Annotated in this window: 14 protein-coding genes; 6 read left to right on the top strand and 8 right to left on the bottom strand. The window is 73.8% G+C overall.

The window, feature by feature from the left end:
- Positions 1 to 19 precede the first annotated feature (19 nt).
- The gene (locus tag ACIQGZ_RS23800; protein ID WP_402605036.1) at positions 20 to 673 is read left to right on the top strand and encodes an RNA polymerase sigma factor; all 654 of its coding nucleotides are present in this window, start codon (positions 20 to 22) and stop codon (positions 671 to 673) included.
- Positions 670 to 1,164: a hypothetical protein gene (locus ACIQGZ_RS23795; protein ID WP_402605034.1), complete on the top strand. Its 495-nt coding sequence runs from the start codon at positions 670 to 672 to the stop codon at positions 1,162 to 1,164. The genes ACIQGZ_RS23800 and ACIQGZ_RS23795 overlap by 4 nt, the downstream gene beginning before the upstream one ends.
- A gap of 32 nt (positions 1,165 to 1,196) precedes the next feature.
- On the opposite strand, the gene ACIQGZ_RS23790 is transcribed toward ACIQGZ_RS23795, so the two are convergent.
- The gene (locus ACIQGZ_RS23790) at positions 1,197 to 2,120 is read right to left on the bottom strand and encodes an alpha/beta fold hydrolase (RefSeq protein WP_402605032.1); all 924 of its coding nucleotides are present in this window, start codon (positions 2,118 to 2,120) and stop codon (positions 1,197 to 1,199) included.
- A 134-nt stretch (positions 2,121 to 2,254) separates the two neighbouring features.
- On the opposite strand from ACIQGZ_RS23790, the gene ACIQGZ_RS23785 reads away from it, so the two are divergent.
- Entirely contained in the window at positions 2,255 to 2,728 is a 474-nt protein-coding gene (locus tag ACIQGZ_RS23785) for an HIT family protein (protein WP_402605029.1), read from the top strand.
- On the opposite strand, the gene ACIQGZ_RS23780 is transcribed toward ACIQGZ_RS23785, so the two are convergent.
- Positions 2,660 to 3,661, bottom strand: a complete 1,002-nt coding sequence (locus tag ACIQGZ_RS23780) for an MSMEG_6728 family protein (protein ID WP_402605027.1) — start codon at positions 3,659 to 3,661, stop codon at positions 2,660 to 2,662. The two genes, ACIQGZ_RS23785 and ACIQGZ_RS23780, sit on opposite strands and share 69 nt — an antisense overlap.
- Positions 3,662 to 3,778: 117 nt before the next feature.
- On the opposite strand from ACIQGZ_RS23780, the gene ACIQGZ_RS23775 reads away from it, so the two are divergent.
- On the top strand, positions 3,779 to 4,132 hold the full coding sequence (locus tag ACIQGZ_RS23775; RefSeq protein WP_402605024.1) for a hypothetical protein: 354 nt from the start codon (positions 3,779 to 3,781) through the stop codon (positions 4,130 to 4,132).
- Positions 4,133 to 4,378: 246 nt separating this feature from the next.
- Here ACIQGZ_RS23775 and ACIQGZ_RS23770 read toward each other — a convergent pair whose 3' ends face one another.
- Together ACIQGZ_RS23770 and ACIQGZ_RS23765 are read right to left on the bottom strand one after the other, a co-directional pair.
- A complete protein-coding gene (locus ACIQGZ_RS23770) occupies positions 4,379 to 5,767 on the bottom strand; it encodes a M16 family metallopeptidase (protein ID WP_402605021.1) in 1,389 nt (462 codons plus the stop codon).
- Positions 5,764 to 7,119 (bottom strand): M16 family metallopeptidase, encoded by a 1,356-nt coding sequence (locus tag ACIQGZ_RS23765; protein WP_402605019.1) that lies wholly within the window; start codon positions 7,117 to 7,119, stop codon positions 5,764 to 5,766. The genes ACIQGZ_RS23770 and ACIQGZ_RS23765 overlap by 4 nt, the downstream gene beginning before the upstream one ends.
- Positions 7,120 to 7,415: 296 nt before the next feature.
- On the opposite strand from ACIQGZ_RS23765, the gene ACIQGZ_RS23760 reads away from it, so the two are divergent.
- On the top strand, positions 7,416 to 9,866 hold the full coding sequence (locus tag ACIQGZ_RS23760) for a DNA topoisomerase (ATP-hydrolyzing) subunit A (RefSeq protein ID WP_402605016.1): 2,451 nt from the start codon (positions 7,416 to 7,418) through the stop codon (positions 9,864 to 9,866).
- Between the two features lie 134 nt (positions 9,867 to 10,000).
- Here ACIQGZ_RS23760 and ACIQGZ_RS23755 read toward each other — a convergent pair whose 3' ends face one another.
- Both ACIQGZ_RS23755 and ACIQGZ_RS23750 read right to left on the bottom strand, forming a co-directional pair.
- Entirely contained in the window at positions 10,001 to 10,765 is a 765-nt protein-coding gene (locus tag ACIQGZ_RS23755; protein WP_402605014.1) for an alpha/beta fold hydrolase, read from the bottom strand.
- Complete coding sequence (locus ACIQGZ_RS23750) at positions 10,762 to 14,607, bottom strand: RHS repeat-associated core domain-containing protein (protein WP_402605010.1); 3,846 nt, start codon at positions 14,605 to 14,607, stop codon at positions 10,762 to 10,764. Before ACIQGZ_RS23750 ends, ACIQGZ_RS23755 begins: the two co-directional genes overlap by 4 nt.
- Positions 14,608 to 14,864: 257 nt before the next feature.
- On the opposite strand from ACIQGZ_RS23750, the gene ACIQGZ_RS23745 reads away from it, so the two are divergent.
- Complete coding sequence (locus ACIQGZ_RS23745) at positions 14,865 to 15,710, top strand: alpha/beta fold hydrolase (protein WP_402605123.1); 846 nt, start codon at positions 14,865 to 14,867, stop codon at positions 15,708 to 15,710.
- Between the two features lie 88 nt (positions 15,711 to 15,798).
- Here the strand turns inward: ACIQGZ_RS23745 and ACIQGZ_RS23740 are convergent, their stop codons facing one another.
- Positions 15,799 to 16,104 carry a hypothetical protein gene (locus tag ACIQGZ_RS23740; protein ID WP_402605007.1) on the bottom strand — a complete coding sequence of 102 codons (306 nt, stop codon included), beginning with the start codon at positions 16,102 to 16,104 and terminating at the stop codon, positions 15,799 to 15,801.
- Entirely contained in the window at positions 16,095 to 16,541 is a 447-nt protein-coding gene (locus ACIQGZ_RS23735; RefSeq protein ID WP_402605004.1) for an ATP-binding protein, read from the bottom strand. Before ACIQGZ_RS23735 ends, ACIQGZ_RS23740 begins: the two co-directional genes overlap by 10 nt.
- Between the last annotated feature and the right edge of the window lie 299 nt (positions 16,542 to 16,840).

Genomic DNA, 16,840 nt, shown 5'->3' with positions numbered 1-16,840 from the left:
GTCACGGAGAGGAGGCTGGATGGGGACTCTGCGGGTGGAGGCAGTGCCAGCGGAGGCACTGCAAGTAAAGGCACGGCGGGCGGAGGCACTGCGGGCGGAGGAGCCGGGGGTGTCGGACGTGGTGGGGGTGTCGGACGTGGGGCCGGGGGCGGCACCGGAGGAGCGGCCGCCGCCGTGGGAGGCCGCTGCTGCGCTGATGCCTGCGGCGCAGCGGGGCGATGTGCTGGCGATGGACGCGCTGCTCCGGCTGCTCACGCCGTATGTGACACGGCTGTGTCGGCCGATCGCGCTGCGCGACACGGCGGACGCGGTGCAGGAGGCGTTGGTCGCGGTCTTCCGGGGGCTGCACACGGTGCAGGAGCCGGGGGCGTTGTACGGGTGGGTGCGTACGGTCACGGTGCGCGAGGCCGTGCGGGTGGCGCGGCGGGCGGCCCGGGAGACGCCGGTGGCGGAGTGGGACGACCGTCCGGCCAGGGGCGATCCGCAGCTGGCCGGGGAGGTGTACGACGTGCTGCGCCGGATGTCGTCGGACCATCGGGCGATCCTGGTGCTGCGCGAGTTGGAGGGGTTGGACGAGCAGGCGGCGAGCGAGCTGCTGGGAGTGTCCCGGGGGACGGTGAAGTCGCGGCTGCACCGGGCGCGCGACAGCTTTCGGAAGGCGTGGCAGCGATGATCGACGGGCTGGAGCAGGAGCAGGATGGAGCGGGTATGCCGGGGGTCGACCCGGTTCGGCGGTTGCGGGTGATGGCAGCCGGGGTGCGGGGGGCGATGTACGCCGAGGGGTATATCGCCGCGCCGCCTGCGGCGGTGTGGTCGGTGGCGGCGGATCTGGAGGGTGAGCTGCCGCGATTGGTGCCGTCCGTGTACTCCTTCCAGCTGGTGGACGGCTCGGCGCCGAGGTTCCGGGCGGTGGCGGCCGGGCCGCTCGGGCATCGGGCGGAGTTCGAGGTACTGCTGGAGGCGGGGTGGTGCCTGATGCAGAGCGAGCTGGTGGTCGGCGGGATGGCGGCGGTGGCGGAGGGTGAGGGCACCAGGTTCGCGGTGCTGGGCGGCGTGCGCAGGCGGAGGCTGGTGCCGATAGCGGCGGTGCTGCGGGCGGTGGGGGCGGTCCGGGTGGGGCGCATGGTGGAGCGGGTGCGGCGGCGGACGGCCGACCGGAGCTGACCGCACCTGCCGGGCGGCCGCTCCCGGCGCCGTCAGCCGTGGAACAGGGCGCCGGCCGCTTCGGCGACCAGGTCAGGGCGCTCCTGGTGGAGCAGGTGCCCGGCGCCGGGTATCACCTGGACGCGCAGCCGGTCGGTGTGGCGGTCGGCACCGGCCAGCACGCTGGGCGGGAGCGTGGCGTCCCGCTCGCCGGCCAGGATCACGGTAGGGGTGGTGAGACGCTGCCGCCGGTAGCGGCCGCGCACCAGGCGGGGGATGTCGTGCAGGGCATACGCGCGGTGCAGCTGCTCGGCGGCGCGGGCGTGCGCGGGTTCGGCGGTGGAGCGGGCGTACTCGTCGAGCTCCTCCGGGCTCCAGACGGCCGGGTCGGCGGTGCCCCGGCGCAGCAGTTGCCGGGTGAAGCCGGGGCTGTGGCGCAGCAGGCGGCGGCCGAGCAGCGGGGTCTCCAGCGGGGCGGTGTGCCAGTAGCGCCAGGCGTTGGGCAGGAGTCGGCGGTGCAGCGGCCAGGGGTGGGTGATGTTGAGGGCCAGGTGGTGGCTGAAGCGGCCGGGTGCGCGCAGGCAGAGCATGAAGCCGAGCCAGCTGCCCCACTCATGGCCGATCAGCCTGACCCGGTCGAGGTCGAGGGTGTCCATCAGGGCCAGCACATCGGTGACCCGGGTGTCGGTGTCATAGCCGTGCGGCGGGGCGTCGGACCAGCCGGAGCCGCGCAGGTCGGGGCAGATCAGGCGATGGTCGGCGGCCAGCAGCGGCAGCAGGTGGTGCCAGGCGTACCAGTGCTGGGGAAAGCTGTGCAGCAGCAGCACGGGCTCCCCTTCGCCGGCCTCGGCCACGTGGAAGCGGATGCCGTCGGCCGTGACGAAGCGGTGGGTCACGCCCGGGGCGGGCGGCAGCGGTCGGGTGGCGGTGGTCGCGGTGCGGGCGGTGTCGGTGGTAGCCGTGCGGGCGGCGGTCATGGGTGGTGCCTCCTGGGCGGGTCGCTGGTGCCTTCTCGTCCGGTCAAGAGGCGCCGGGTGGGCCAGAGGTTCCGAGCGGTTTCCGGCGGCGGGTCGGGGGTGCGCTGCGGCCGGCGGTGGGCTGGAATCGGGGCATGGTGACAACGCGGTCGGAGTGCGTGTTCTGTGCGGTGGTGGCGGGGACGGCGGCGGCGCGGCTGGTCTACCAGGACGAGTGGACGGTGGCCTTCCTGGACCGGCGGCCGCTCTTCCCAGGCCACACGCTGGTGGTGCCGCGCACCCATGTGGAGACGCTGCCGGAGCTGCCGTCCGCGCTGCTGGAGCCGTACTTCTCGGTGGTGCAGCGGGTGGCGGCGGCGATGGAGGGCGCGCTCGGCGCGGCCGGTTCCTTCGTCGCGGCGAACAACCGGATCAGCCAGTCGGTGCCGCATCTCCATTTTCATGTGGTGCCCCGGAACCCCAAGGACGGCCTGCGGGGCTTCTTCTGGCCGCGTGCCCGCTACCGCGACGAGACGGAGGCGGCCGGGGTGGCGGCGACGCTACGGGCGGCGCTGACCGCCGCCGACGAGCCGCAGGACCGGGACGGCGGCCCAGGCAGCCGGACGTGAGGCCGCCACCCGGTCCAGTACCAGCAGTCCGGGCACGTCGGCGGCAGGCGCGGCGCTGAGCTGCCGGGCCCGCAGGAAGCGGAATTCCGGGTCGGCGGTGCGTTCGGCCCGCATCGCGGCCAGGGCAGCGGCGTCCGGGCGGCGGGCGGTCATCCCGGCTTCGGTGCCCTCAGGAGCGGGCTCGGAGCCGGGCATCGGCGTGGCAGGAGCCGTACGGACAGGCTCGCCGGGGATGACCCAGGCGGTGCTGCCGGGGGTGCACAGGCCCGCGAGCAGCGCGACCGTACCGGCGGCGGTGCGCGAGCGTACGGCCAGTTCGGCGTCCGAGCCCGCGCTCACGGCCGCCACCGCCGCGCGGGCCTGCCGGTCGGGCAGCTCGACGCCCAGCAGCCGCGCGGCCTGCTCCAGCCCGAGCGGCCGGTCGTGGCCCCGGCGCAGCGGCCAGCGTGGGAAGGCGGGGTCGGGCCAGGTGTACGGGAGGTCATCGGGCAGTCCGGGTTCGAAGCGGTCCCGGTAGTGGTCCGGGTCCTTGCGCAGCAGCGCCGAGCGGTGGCTGAGGTGCACGGCCTCGTCGCCCAGCCAGGGCGGCAGCAGTCCGTCGTCGGCCAGGTCGCGCTGCGAGCGGGGCCCGCCGGGTCCGGTGAAGTCGCGAAGCTGGCCGGCGACCGTGTCGCGGTGGCCGAGCTGCTGCCAGCGGTGGCAGACGGCCAGGCCGTAGGCGGCCAGCGCGGGTACGAAGCCGCGCCACATCGCCACGGCCGGGTGGTTCTTCCAGCCGTACTCCGGCCAGACCAGCGCGCGGGCGATCTGGAGCGTCTCCACCCGCTGCTTGCCGAGCCGCCTGGTGTCCAGTACGGCCGCGCCGGCGGCGAAGTCCGGGTACGGCAGGAAGGTCTGCACGGGCTGTCGGGTGCCCCCGGCGGGGATTCTCATGCGGCCGGTGTCGGAAAACGGGGTGCCCGGGGTGCGGGCGCGAGCTAGCGTGCGCGTCGGCCGCCCGGCCGGGATCGCGGGTGGGCCCCGGTGTTCTGCGGAGGCGAGGGGGCGGATGTGGCGCTGGTACGCAAGGGTTCGCGGCTGGTCACGGTGGATGGGACGGAGTACCGCTGGCGGGTGCGACCCCGGCCGACGTACTGCCAGGGCGCCGGGTGGTCGTCGCTGACGTTCGCGGTGGAGCGGACCGGCTGCGGGCCGGGTTCGGTGCTGGTGGCGGACCTCGGTGCGGCCCGGCCCGACAACTGGGCGGGCCGACCGGCGATGAGCGTGCTGCCGTCGACCGTGGCGGCGGCCGTCCGCCTGGGTCTGACCCGGGGCTGGCAGCCCGACCGGCCGGGCAGTCCGTTCCTGGTCGGCCCCGGCGACGGAAACCCGGTCGCGCCCGGTCCGACGCCGCTGAGACCCTGACCGGCACGGACATCGACCCCGTCGACCAGGCCCGGCGTCTGGTGCGCGCCCGCTTCCCCGACGCACTGGCGGCGGTCCTGGCCGGATCGACGGCCGCAGGGCGGCCCACGGCCGGCAGCGATCTGGACGTCGCGGTGCCCATCGGGGACGGCGGAGCTACCGGCGGGTGAGCGGGCGGCCCGGGGCCCGCCCGGCCGCCGGGGCCGGTGCAGGGCCCCGGCGGCCGGTGCGGTGGAGGTGCGGCCGTCAGGACTGGACGACGGTGACGTCGCCGATGCCCAGCTCGCGGACCGGGCCTGCGATCACGGAGGCGTCCCCGACCAGGACGGTGACCAGCCGGTCCGGTGGGAAGGCCGCGACCACGGCGGCGGTGGCCTCGGCCGTGCTGACCTCGGCGAGCCGCCGGTACATCTGGGCCTGGTAGTCGTCCGGCAGGCCCTGCTCGACCTGGTCGGCCAGGGTGTCCGCCACGGCGGCGGACGTCTCGTACTTCAGCGGCGCCACGCCGACCAGGTTCTGCACGGCGACATCGCGCTCGTCGTCGGTCAGCCCCTCGGCGGCGAGGGTGCGCAGCACCGTCCAGAGGTCGGCCAGGGCGGGGCCGGTGGAGGCCGTGTCCACCGAGCCGGTGATGGCGAGCAGCACCCGGCCGGTGCCGTCGGAGGCGGAGCGCAGTGGCTGGTTGAGCGCGCGGACGCCGTAGGTGTAGCCCTTCTCCTCCCGCAGCACCCGGTCCAGCCGGGAGGTGAGGGTGCCGCCGAGGCAGTAGGTGCCGAGCACCTGGGCCGCCCAGTGCTCGTCGTGCCGGTCGGGGCCGATCCGGCCGATGAGCAGCTGGGTCTGCACCGAGCTGGGCCGATCGACGATGATCACCCGTGCCGTGTCGTCGGCGGCGATCGGCTCGGAGCTGCTGGGCTCGGCCTTGTCGCCGGTCCAGGCGCCGAGGGTGCGGTCCAGGATGCCGGGGAGGTCGACGCCCTCCAGGTCCCCGACGACGACGGCGGTCGCGGTGGCCGGGCGGACGTGCGCGTCATAGAACGCCTGCACGGCCGCGCGGTCGATGCGGCGTACGGTCTCGGCGGAGCCGGCCCGGGGGCGGGAGAGCCGGTCGGCGCTGTCGAAGAGGTCGCCGTAGAGCGCGAACGCCGCGCGGCGGGCCGGGTTGGCCAGCTCGTGGACGATCTCGTCCAGCCGGTTGGCGACCAGCCGCTCGATCTCGTCCCCGGGCAGGGCCGGGGCCCGCAGCGCGTCGGCCAGCAGGGTGAGGCCGCGCTCCAGCCGGGAGGCGGGCACCTCCAGTGAGACCCGGACGCAGGAGTGGTCGGCGTGCGCGCCCATGGTGGCGCCGGCCCGCTCCAGCTCGGCGGCGAACTCCTCGGCGGTGAGGGTGTCGGTGCCCTCGCTGAACGCTCGGGCGAGGATGGTGGCGACGCCGTCCAGCTCGGCGGGCTCGGCGGCGAGCGGGGCGTCGAGCAGCACCTCGACGGCGACCAGCTGCTGGCCGGGCCGGTGGCAGTGCAGCAGGGTCAGGCCGTTGGCCAGGGTGCCGCGCTCGGGGGCGGGGAACGCCCACGGGGTGGCGGTGCCCGCCTCGGGGCGCGGGTGGAAGGTCATGGTGGGCTCGATGCCGGTCATGCGGCGCCTCCCTCGGAGTTCGCGGCGTCGTCGGAGGCGTCGGAGGCGACGGCCTCCGGGTGTACGGGCTCGTACACGAGCACCGCGCGGTTGTCGGGCCGCACCCGCTCTGCGGCGATGGCCCGGACCTCCTCGGCGGTGACCTCCATGACCCGGCTCAGCGCGGTGTTGACCAGCCCCGGGTCACCGAACAGGACGGCGTAGCGGCACAGTTCGTCGGCGCGGCCGGAGACGGTCTGGAGCCGGTCCAGCCACTCGCGCTCGATCTGCGCCTGGGCACGCTCCAACTCCTCGGGCGTGGGGCCCTCGGCCGCGAAGCGGGCCAGCTCGTCGTCGACGGCGGCCTCGACGTCCTCGATGGTGGCGTCACCGGACGTCTTGACGTCCAGCCAGCCCAGCGAGGGTGCCCCGGCCAGCCGCAGCAGGCCGAAGCCGGCGGTGACGGCGAGCCGGTCGCGGCGCACCAGCCGGTTGTAGAGCCGGCTGGACTCGCCGGAGCCGAGCACGGTCAGCGCGAGGTCGGCGGCGTCGGCCTCCCGGGTGCCGTCGTGCGGCAGCCGGTAGGCGGCCATCAGGGCGCGGGAGGGCACCTCCTCGCGGACGGTGAGCCGCAGCTCCTCCCCCGCGACCGGCGGCAGCGAGCCGTCGCGCGGCTCGGGCTTGCCGTCGTGGGAGGGGATGCTGCCGAAGTACTTCTCGACCCAGCGCAGGGTCTCCTCGGGGTCGATGTCGCCGACCACCGACAGCACCGCGTTGTTGGGCGCGTAGTAAGTGGTGAAGAAGGCCTGGGCGTCCGCGAGGTCGGCCGCGTCCAGGTCGGCCATGGAGCCGATCGGGGTGTGGTGGTACGGGTGGCCCTCGGGGTACGACATCGCGGTGAGCTTCTCGAAGGCGGTGCCGTACGGCACGTTGTCGTACCGCTGGCGGCGCTCGTTCTTCACCACGTCGCGCTGGTTGTCCAGGCTGGTCTGGTCCAGCGCGGCCAGCAGCGAGCCCATCCGGTCGGCCTCCAGCCAGAGGGCGAGCTCCAACTGGTGGGCGGGCATGGTCTCGAAGTAGTTGGTGCGCTCGAAGCTGGTGGTGCCGTTCAGGGAGCCGCCGGCACCCTGGATGAGCTCGAAGTGCCCGTTGCCGGAGACATTGGCCGAGCCCTGGAACATCAGGTGCTCGAAGAGGTGGGCGAGGCCGGTGCGGCCCTCCACCTCGTGGCGGGAGCCGACGTCGTACCAGAGGCACACGGCGGCGACCGGCGTGAGGTGGTCCTCGGAGAGCACCACACGCAGGCCGTTGGCCAGCCGGTGCTCGGTGATGGATAGGCCTCCGGTGGTGGAGGCGGGGGCCGGGTTGGCCATGCTCTTCGGGTCCTTCCCGTCGCTGCTCGGTGTGGTTCCTGCTCGCGGGGTGAGGGCGTCGCCGCCCTCGTGCTGCCCCATTGTGGTGCAACGAACGAGCGGCCCGCAGATGCCCACGCCAGGCCGTTGTTCGCCGCAGGCGGACGCGCGCCGGTGCTCCGGCCGGTGGCGGCGGTGCCCGTGGACGGCGGGCGCGGGGTGGTGGCCGGGGATGTCGGTGCGAGGGGTCACAATAGGGAGCCGCCGTGCCCGCACGGCCTGGATCGACGCTGAACACGCAAAGGAGCCCGCCCGCGATGGCCCGCCGCAGTTCGCCTACCCCGCCGCCCGGCGACTTCGAGGAGCGCATCCTCGATGTCGACGTCGTGGACGAGATGCAGCGCTCCTACCTGGAGTACGCCTACTCCGTCATCTACTCCCGCGCCCTGCCCGACGCGCGGGACGGTCTCAAGCCGGTGCATCGGCGGATCGTCTACCAGGCCAATGAGATGGGGCTGCGCCCGGAGCGCAGCCATGTGAAGTCGGCCCGCGTCGTCGGTGAGGTGATGGGCCGGCTGCACCCGCACGGCGACGCGGCGATCTACGACACCCTGGTGCGGCTGGCACAGCCGTTCTCGATGCGGCTGCCGCTGATCGACGGTCACGGCAACTTCGGCTCGCTGGGCAACGACGACCCGCCCGCCGCGATGCGGTACACCGAGTCCCGGCTGACCGCCGCCGCGATGGCCATGGTGGAGTCGATCGACGAGGAGACCGTCGACTTCACGCCCAACTACGACGGCAGCGAGCAGGAGCCGGGCGTGCTGCCCGCCGCCTTCCCCAACCTGCTGGTCAACGGCGCGTCCGGCATCGCGGTCGGCATGGCGACCAATATGCCGCCGCACAACCTCTCCGAGGTGGTCGCCGCCGCCCGGCACCTGGTCAAGCACCCGGACGCCGACCTGGACACCCTGATGCGGTTCGTGCCCGGCCCGGACCTGCCGACCGGCGGCCGGATCGTCGGCCTGGCGGGCGTCCGGGACGCGTACGAGACCGGCCGGGGCACCTTCAGGATCCGGGCCACCACCACGATCGAGAGCGTCACGGCGCGCCGCAAGGGCATCGTGGTCACCGAGCTGCCGTACAACGTCGGCCCGGAGAAGGTGATCTCCAAGATCAAGGACCTGGTCGGCTCCAAGAAGCTCCAGGGCATCGCCGATGTGAAGGACCTCACCGACCGCGCGCACGGCCTGCGGCTGGTGATCGAGGTCAAGAACGGCTTCGTGCCGGAGGCGGTGCTCGAACAGCTCTACAAGCTGACGCCGATGGAGGAGTCCTTCGGCATCAACAATGTGGCGCTGGTCGACGGGCAGCCGCTGACGCTGGGTCTGAAGGAACTGCTGGAGGTCTATGTCGACCACCGCTTCCAGGTGGTGCGCCGACGCAGCGAGTTCCGGCGCAGCAAGCGGCAGGACCGGCTGCACCTGGTTGAGGGCCTGCTGGTGGCGCTGGTCGACATCGACGAGGTCATCGCCCTCATCCGGGGCAGCGAGAACGCCGCCCAGGCCAAGGAGCGCCTGATGGAGCGCTTCTCGCTCTCCGAGGTGCAGACGGCCTACATCCTGGACACCCCGCTGCGGCGGCTCACCCGGTTCGACCGGGTGGAGTTGGAGGCCGAGCAGGAGAAGCTGCACCGGGAGATCACCGAGCTGACCGCGATCCTGGACTCGGACGCCAAGCTGCGCAGCGTGGTCTCCGGCGAACTGGCGGCGGTGGCGAAGAAGTTCGGCACCGAGCGGCGCACGGTGCTGCTGGAGGGCGGCGTGGTGACGGCCGCGTCGGCGGTGCCGCTCCAGGTGGCGGACGATCCGTGCCGGGTGCTGCTCTCCTCCACCGGGCTGCTGGCCCGCACGGCGGACGCGGACGCGTTCGAGCCGAGCGAGGGGCGGTCCAAGCACGACGTGATCGTCTCGGCGGTGCCAGCCACGGCGCGCGGCGATGTCGGCGCGGTGACCTCGGCCGGGCGGGTGCTGCGGCTGACGGTGATCGACCTGCCCGCGCTGCCGCCGAGTTCGGCTGCGCCCAGTCTGGCGGGCGGCGCGGCGGCGAGCGAGTTCCTGGATCTGGCGCCCGATGAGCGGGTGCTGGCGCTGACCACACTGGACGAGTCCTCGCCGGGCCTGGCGCTGGGCACCGTGCAGGGCGTGGTGAAGCGGGTGGTGCCGGACTGGCCGGCCAACAAGGACGAGTTCGAGGTGATCTCGCTCAAGGAGGGCGACAGCGTCATCGGTGCGGTGGAGCTGCGCACTGGCGAAGAGGATCTGGTCTTCATCGCCTCGGACGCGCAGTTGCTGCGCTATCCGGCGGGGCAGGTGCGGCCGCAGGGCCGCCCGGCGGGCGGTATGGCGGGCATCAAGCTGGCCGACGGCGCCCGGGTGCTCTCCTTCACGGCGGTGGACCCGGCGCTGGACGCGGTGGTGCTCACCGTCGCCGGGACGGCCGGGACGCTGACCGGGGAGGCCCAGTCGAGCTGGAAGCTCACCCCGTTCGAGCAGTACCCGAGGAAGGGCCGGGCCACCGGCGGTGTCCGCTGCCAGCGGTTCCTGCGCGGCGAGGACGCCCTGGCGTTCGCCTGGGCGGGTCCGGCACCGGCTCGGGCGGCGACCGCGGGCGGCGCGCCGGTGGAGCTGCCGGAGCGCGACCCGCGCCGCGACGGCTCGGGTCTGCCCGTCACCGCCCAGGTCGCGGCGGTGGCCGGCCCCGCCTGACGCACCCCGGCCGCCCCGGCTCCGGTGACCGCTTGCGAGCGGCCGCCGGAGCCGGGCTCGGCGGCTCGGCGGCCCGGCGGCCCGGCGGCCCGGCGGCTCGGCGGCTCGGCGGCTCGGCGGCCAAGCTCAGTCGATCAGCCGTTCAGGAAGCCCTCCAGCATCGGCAGCAGCTCCGTACGGTGCGTCACCTCCATGTGGGTGCAGTCGGGGAGGACCGCCAGGCGTGAGTCGGGGATGAGCCGGTGCATCTCGGCGGCGTGCTCCAGGCGGACGAAGTCGGTGTCGCCGAAGACCAGCAGCACCGGTACGGCCAGCCCCTTGAGGTCGTCCGGTGACCAGCCCGCGAAGCCCGCCGCGACGGTGCACTTGGCCATGAAGTCCTGGAAGTGCCCCGGGTCGGGGGCCACCGCGTTGTAGGCGTCCACCATCTGCTGGAAGTCGGCCCGGGTCGGCAACCGGGTCGATGTCGCATGCAGCGCCGGGTCGCGGATCTCGTCGTAGTAGCCGTCCGCCCGGTAGGCGGCGCCCGCGACGGCCAGCCGACCCACCCGCTCCGGATGCCGCAGCGTCGTCTCCAGCGCCGTCATGCCGCCCAGGCTGAACCCGAAGAGGTCGGCCTGCCCGATGCTGAGCGCGTCGAGCAGCGCGACGACGTCACCGGCGAGCGCCGGTACGGTCATCTCCCGGTCGATGTCGGCGGTATGGCCGTGCCCCTGCAACTCGACGGCGATCACCCGGCGCCCGGCGGCCAGCGCGGGCAGCAACTCCCCGAACGACGACTCGATGGTGAGGACGCCGCCGTGCAGCAGTACCAGCGGTCGGCCGGAGTCGGCACCATGGGTCTCGTAGTACATCTCCATGCCGTTGACCTGTGCATAGGCGACCTGATGAGCAGTCATGCCTGCCCCCCTCCAGCTTGGAATCCACTGCTGTCCGGATCGTACGAGCCACCTCTGACAACACGGCCGGTCCTGACGCCGACCACGGGGGCGACCCGCGCGACAGCGGCGACCCACGCCGCCGTCGGCACGGCCGCGACGGCGCGGTGGCGGCCGACCACGGCGAGCCCGGCCGCCAGGCCGAGCGGGTCCGCCCAGGTGTGCGGATTGTGCACATAGCCCTCGGGGTTGACGGCCGGCCCGAGCCCGAGCGGGTCGGGGGCGGTGTAGCGGGCGGTCTCGGGGTCGTAGTAGCGGTGCAGGCCGTAGTGCAGCCGGGTCTCCGGGTCGAAGTACTGGCCGGGGAAGCGCAACGGCGTGTACGTGGTGCTGGTGCTGGGCCAGGTGGTGTTGCCCCAGAGGGTGGGGGTGGCCCGCCAGGCGATGGTCTCGGTGGCGGGGTCGACCAGCTCGGTGGGGGTGCCGACCAGGTCGGTGACGACGGCGAAGAAGCGGCGGTCGGTCTGCTCCCGGGGGGCCTCGGCCGTCGCCCGGGTGGTGATGGTCTCGGTCTGCGCGATGGGATGCAGCCCCCGGTGGTCCCAGCTGAGGGTGTGCGGCCCCGGGAGGTAGCGGGCGCGGGTGGTCTGCTCGGCCAGGGTGGCGCCGTCCCAGGTGAAGTCGGTCTGCTCCTCCACCGTGGTGCCGTCGGCGGCCAGCCGCTGCTTGGCGGTCCGCCGCCCGAAGGGGTCGTACAGGTAGCGCCACCGGGTGCCGTCGGGGGTGGTGACCTGGGTGAGCCGGTCCTCGGCGTCCCAGCCGAAGTGCCAGCTGTCGGGCTGCTGGGCGGATCGGAGGCGCTGCCGCAGGACGGTACGACCGGCGCCGTCGTACTCGTAGCGCACCCGCCCGGCCGTACTGAGCCCGGCCTCGCCGTAGCTGCGGGGGCCCAGCGCCGCGCGGGTGGCGCCGGTGGCCGGCCACTGGGCGTCGGTGAGGTTGCCCGCCGGGTCGTAGGCGTAGCTCTCGGTCCAGGTGGCTCCGTGCACGGCGGTGACCCGGCCGACCTGGTCGAGGTCGAAGGTGCGCTGCCCGGCGAGCCGGTCGTCGATGCCGCAGAGGCTGCCGTCCGCGCAGTAGCTGTAGTCGCGCTGCTGGAGCACGGCGTCACGGCACTTCAGGGTGGACCGGATCAGGCTATGCCGGGTGTCCCAGCCGCTGGTCAGGGTGAGGTGGCCGCCGATGGACCGCTGCCGTTCGCGCCCAGCGGCGTCATAGGCGAAGTCGAGGCTGCCCGCCGGGGTGGTGAGGGCGGTGCGCTGGCCGCCGGGGTTGTACGTCCAAGTGCTGGTGTGGCCGGTGGGGGTGGTGCGGCGGACGCGACGGCCGAGGATGTCCCGGGTGTGGGTGAGGGTGCGGCCGTTGACGCTCTCGGTCAGCAGGTTGCCGAGCGCGTCGACGGTGCGGACCAGCCCGGTGTCCGGCCCGACGGCCTGGATCAGGTGCCCGGCGAGGTCGTGGCAGTAGCTGGTGGTCAGCCCGTCGGCGCTCTTGGAGACCAGGTTGCCCAGCAGGTCGTAACCGTACCGGACCTGCTGGCCCAGCGCGTTGGTGCGCGCGACGACCTGTCCGGCCGCGTCCAGCCGGTAGCTGACGACCCGTCCGTGGAAGTCGTGCTCGGCGACGGGCCGGCCCGCCTGGTCGTAGCGGTACTCCCAGGTCCGGCCCAGCGCGTCCGTGACGGTCACCAGTTGCAGATGCGCGTCGTGGCCGAAGGCGACCCGGGCGCCGTCCGGCCCGGTGCGGGCGGCGAGCGTCCCGAACGGGGAGTACTCATAGGTGGTCACCCGGCCGAGCTGGTCGGTGTGGGTGAGCAGATTGCCCTCCTCGTCGTACGTCCAGCTCTCGGTGCTGCCGTCCGGGGCGGTGCACGACGCCGGTCGCCCCTCGACGGTCCAGGTCAGCCGGGTGACGGCACCCAGCGGATCGGTGAAGGCGACGGTACGGCCGAAGGCGTCGCGCTCGAACCGGCTGGTGGCGCCGGTCGGGTCGGTGACCTCGACCGGGAGGCCGGCCGGATTGCTGTGGACGAAGGTGGTGTGGCCGAGCGCATTGGTGACCGAGGAGAGATGCCCCAACTCGTCGTAGCCGTAGCGGGTGACGGCGCCCAGCGGATCGGTGACCGAGGTGCAGCGGCCGTCCTCGTCGTACTTGCGGCGCCAGACCGCCCCGCCCGGCTCGACGACCACTTCCGGCAGGCTCAGCCCACCGCGCCGGGTGTAGCAGGCGGTGGCCGGTTCGCCGTCGGCGCGCGTGGTGACGACCAGGTCGCCCGCGCCGTCGTACTCGAAGCGGGTGGTGGCGCCGAGCGGGTCGGTGACCGCCAGCAGCCGGTCGTTCCCGTCCCGTTCGGTGCGGACGGTGTGCCCCAGCGGGTCGGTACGGGCCACGATCCGGGCGTGCTCGTCGACGTGGTGGCAAGTGGTGTAGCCGAGGGCGTTGGTCTCGCTGTGCACCCGCAGGCCGGTGGCCGGGTCCGGGTCGCCGTACTCGAAGTGGAAGCGCAGCGAGCCGTCGACGCCGCCCGCGTCCACCACTCGGCCGGAGGTGTCGTAGGCGTACAGATAGCGGGTGTCGTTGCGGTCGGTCCAGGCGAGGATGCGGCCCTGCTCGTCGTTGTCGAAGCGCAGCGGCCGACCGGAGGAGTCGTACACCGCCGACAGCCGGCCGTCGGTGTAGCCGTACCGCCGCAGCAGCAGGTCGCCGCCGTCCGGCCCGGCGCCGGCCAGCCGCAGGGCGATGATCCGGCCCCGGTCGACGGCGACCAGCAGCCGGTAGCCACCGGAGTGGGTGATGCTCAGCGGCGTACCGTCCTCGTCGTACGCGAAGTCGAGACGGCGGCCGAAGGCGTCGCGCAGCCGGGTCAGCAGCGCCGTCCCGCCGTCCGGCCGGGCGGTGAACTCCCGGACCAGGCCCCGGGAGACGTCGGTCAGGGTGTAGTCGCCGGTCGCGGCGTCGACCGCCAGCTCCCGGCGCACCCCGGCGTCGGCCTGCGTCGGCTCGCCGGGGGCAGGGTGTGGATACGCCTGCGCGGCCGCGTCGGTGCCGAGGTGGACGACGCCCTCCGCGTCGATCTCCAACCGCTCGTCGAAGGTGCACACCCAGCGCCGGCCCATCCAGCGCCCCGCCTGGTAGCCCGAGTCATGGGTCCGGGTGAAGGCCAGTGGCAGCGAGCCGGGCAGGAGTACGTCGCTCTGCTCGATGCACAGCCGGCCGGTGGCCAGGTCGACCCCGCCGGGGCCGCCGGTCGCTGCGGGTCGGGCCGCCTCGCGCGGGGTCGCCACCTGCCTGCGGGCGGCGCCGTCCCCGTGCTGGTGGGTCGGAGCCCGGCTGCCGGCGTCGAGGATCTTCAGCAGCAGCGTCGCGGTCTCCTGCTCGATGTGGGCCTCCTCGGCGTTCACGGCGTTCACGGCGTTCACGGCGTTCACGGCGGGCGGCTCCTTCCCCGTCGCGCGGTAGAAGTCCCGTACCGCCAGGCCGGCGTCCTCGGCGAGCGCCCTGCCGATCCGCTGGACGCCGCGCTCCGCCGTCACGTCCAGCGCCGCCGCCACCGCCCGGCAGGTGTCGACCAGCACGGCCAACCGGCTGCCGGACAGCCCCTCCCACTCGGCGGGCAGCGCCTCGCGGGCAGCGCCGGGCAGCCGCGGGGTCGCGGCGGGCCTGTCGTGGGCGTGCTGTATCGTGCTCGCGAACTCCCGGACGCGCGCCGCGTGCTCACGCACGTTGTCCTCGTTCACCTGGGGCCAGTCGACCCCGATGAACTGGAGGAACGACACCACCTCACCGGGCAGCTCGATCGCCATGGCTCTCCCTCGGCCGGCGGTGGACAGGCCGCTCGGCCGCTGGCAATCTAACCGCCGCCCATGCCGCTCCCCCCGCCCCCGCCGGGTGCTCCAGCGCCGCTCTACGGGCGGCCAGGGGCCTCCACGCCAGGACAGCATCACCCTCACGGGTGACCCGCGAGTCCGACCACCGCGAGGAGTACGACCGCCGGAGCAGTGGCGCCGTCGGCGGCGTTGTCAGCGGCGTTGTCAGTGGCGGTCGATACGCTCCGCGCATGATGACGGTGACAGAGAGCGATCTCCAACTGACCGATGGTCGTACGCTGCACTTCTACGACGCCCGCCCCGAGGAGGGCCACCACCTCACGGTGTTCTGGCACCACGGCACGCCCAACATCGGCGCGCCACCGGAACCGCTGTTCCCGGCCGCCGCCCGGTGCGGCATCCGCTGGGTCTCGTACGACCGCCCCGGCTACGGCGGGTCGACTCCCCACCCGGGCCGGGGGCTGGGCGCGGCCGCCGCCGATGTGTCGGCCGTCGCGGACGCGCTGGGCGTCGACCGGTTCGCGGTCATGGGCTCGTCCGGCGGCGGCTCGCATGCGCTGGGGTGCGCCGCGCTGCTGCCCAGGCGCGTCCTGGGCGTGGTCTGCGCGGCGGGGCTGGCCCCCTTCGACGCCGAGGGGTTGGACTGGTTCGCCGGCATGGCGGCATCCGGTGCTTCGGGGCTGCGCGCCGCCGTCGCGGGGCGCGCCGCGCTGCAGGGCTTCCTCGCGGCCAATGACTTCGACCCGGAGTCGTTCACCCCGGCGGACCACGCCGCGCTGGGCGGCGAGTGGTCCTGGCTGGGCACCGTCGCCGGGAAGGGCCTGGACGCCGGAATGGACGGCATGGTGGACGACGACCTGGCCTATGTCCGCCCGTGGGGGTTCGACCCCGCCCGGGTACGCGCGCCCACACTGATCCTGCACGGCGGACAGGACCGCATCGTCCCCAGCTCCCACGGTGCCTGGCTCGCCCAGCACTGCCGCACGGCGGAACTCTGGCTGCGCCCCGACGACGGCCATGTATCCGTCCTCGCCGCGGCCCCGGCAGCCTTGGCCTGGCTACGGGAACACACCGACTGAGCCCACGGGCCGACCGGCCCGTCCGGAAGTGCTCGTACTGGCCGTGCCGGCCCGGAGCGGGTCCGGGCCGTTGTCGGGTTGCACGGGGTCAGCGGGGGTAGTGGGGGCGGAGGCCCGGGGAGAGTTCGGGGTAGCGCCGGAAGATGCGGGCCAGCAGGGCGGTTTCGGCTTCGCGGGCCGCGTCGATCAGGGCCAGCAGGTCAAGGAAGCGCTGGGCCGTCTCGATGGTGGTGCGGCCCCAGGCGACGGCGGGCTCGGCATCGGGGGCCGGGTCTTCGTGCAGGTGCAGCTCGAAGAAGTCCAGGGCCATGCTGCCGGTGGCCGCGCGGAGTTCCGCGACCACCTCATGGGCCCGGCCGCGGTGTTCGGGCTGCCGTGGGGTTGTCAGCTCCACGCGGGCACCGCCAGTTCCGCCCAGACCGTCTTGCCGATCGGGTAGCGGTCCAGCACGCCCCAGCACAGCGAGATGCAGTCGACCAGCAGCAGGCCGCGCCCGTATTCGTCATCCGGGCGCGGCAGGCAGGCCGGGCCGGGTCGCCGTTCGCTGCGGGCGTCGGAGACCTCGATACGCAGCAGGGCCTGGTGGAGGACCAGCCGCACTTCGAACTGGCGGCCAGGTACCCGGCCGTGCAGCACGGCGTTCGCGGCGAGCTCGGCCACGACCAGCGCCGCCGACTGCGGCAGATCGTCGTCCATGCGCAGCCCCCAGCAGTCAAGTTGGCGCAATGTCGCGTGGCGCGCCAGCTGTGCTCCGTGCCGCGTGGGGCTGAACCGCTCGGTGAACTCTCTGACGGCTGCGGTGGTCTCGGCAGAGCGAATCTTCAGCTTCATGCCTCCAACCGTGGCGGCTCGGACATGGCCTGACCAGCACAACGGCGCGTACTGAGAGTGGCCGTACCATCGCCCAAAGTGGCGGTACGCTGGGCCGACTTGAGCTGGCGCGCCCTGCTCCGAAGCGCGGAGAGCACCTCAGCGAGGCGCGAGAAATGGCCAACTACGCAAGCTGCTCCATGAGCAAGCGAGCACCGACCGGCCGCAGCACGCTGAACGTACTCAAGTGATCGATCTCCGGGGCGCGTTTCCCGGCACTTCTCCGGGACTTCACCTGCTTGGAGGCAGCGGCGGTCGAG

Origin of the sequence: Streptomyces sp. NPDC092296, assembly GCF_044755465.1 — a bacterium.
In the GTDB taxonomy this organism is placed as follows: domain Bacteria; phylum Actinomycetota; class Actinomycetes; order Streptomycetales; family Streptomycetaceae; genus Peterkaempfera.
Note: the sequence above shows the minus strand (reverse complement) of the source record. Positions and strands in the feature narration are given on the sequence as shown.

What these genes read in the sequence shown, in the direction of transcription:
- ACIQGZ_RS23800 (WP_402605036.1), top strand. Translation starts at nt 20, where the DNA reads ATGGGGACTCTGCGGGTGGAGGCAGTGCCAGCGGAGGCACTGCAAGTA.
- ACIQGZ_RS23795 (WP_402605034.1), top strand. Translation starts at nt 670, where the DNA reads ATGATCGACGGGCTGGAGCAGGAGCAGGATGGAGCGGGTATGCCGGGG.
- ACIQGZ_RS23790 (WP_402605032.1), bottom strand. Translation starts at nt 2,120, where the DNA reads ATGACCGCCGCCCGCACGGCTACCACCGACACCGCCCGCACCGCGACC.
- ACIQGZ_RS23785 (WP_402605029.1), top strand. Translation starts at nt 2,255, where the DNA reads ATGGTGACAACGCGGTCGGAGTGCGTGTTCTGTGCGGTGGTGGCGGGG.
- ACIQGZ_RS23780 (WP_402605027.1), bottom strand. Translation starts at nt 3,661, where the DNA reads ATGAGAATCCCCGCCGGGGGCACCCGACAGCCCGTGCAGACCTTCCTG.
- ACIQGZ_RS23770 (WP_402605021.1), bottom strand. Translation starts at nt 5,767, where the DNA reads ATGACCGGCATCGAGCCCACCATGACCTTCCACCCGCGCCCCGAGGCG.
- ACIQGZ_RS23765 (WP_402605019.1), bottom strand. Translation starts at nt 7,119, where the DNA reads ATGGCCAACCCGGCCCCCGCCTCCACCACCGGAGGCCTATCCATCACC.
- ACIQGZ_RS23760 (WP_402605016.1), top strand. Translation starts at nt 7,416, where the DNA reads ATGGCCCGCCGCAGTTCGCCTACCCCGCCGCCCGGCGACTTCGAGGAG.
- ACIQGZ_RS23755 (WP_402605014.1), bottom strand. Translation starts at nt 10,765, where the DNA reads ATGACTGCTCATCAGGTCGCCTATGCACAGGTCAACGGCATGGAGATG.
- ACIQGZ_RS23750 (WP_402605010.1), bottom strand. Translation starts at nt 14,607, where the DNA reads ATGGCGATCGAGCTGCCCGGTGAGGTGGTGTCGTTCCTCCAGTTCATC.
- ACIQGZ_RS23745 (WP_402605123.1), top strand. Translation starts at nt 14,865, where the DNA reads ATGACGGTGACAGAGAGCGATCTCCAACTGACCGATGGTCGTACGCTG.
- ACIQGZ_RS23735 (WP_402605004.1), bottom strand. Translation starts at nt 16,541, where the DNA reads ATGAAGCTGAAGATTCGCTCTGCCGAGACCACCGCAGCCGTCAGAGAG.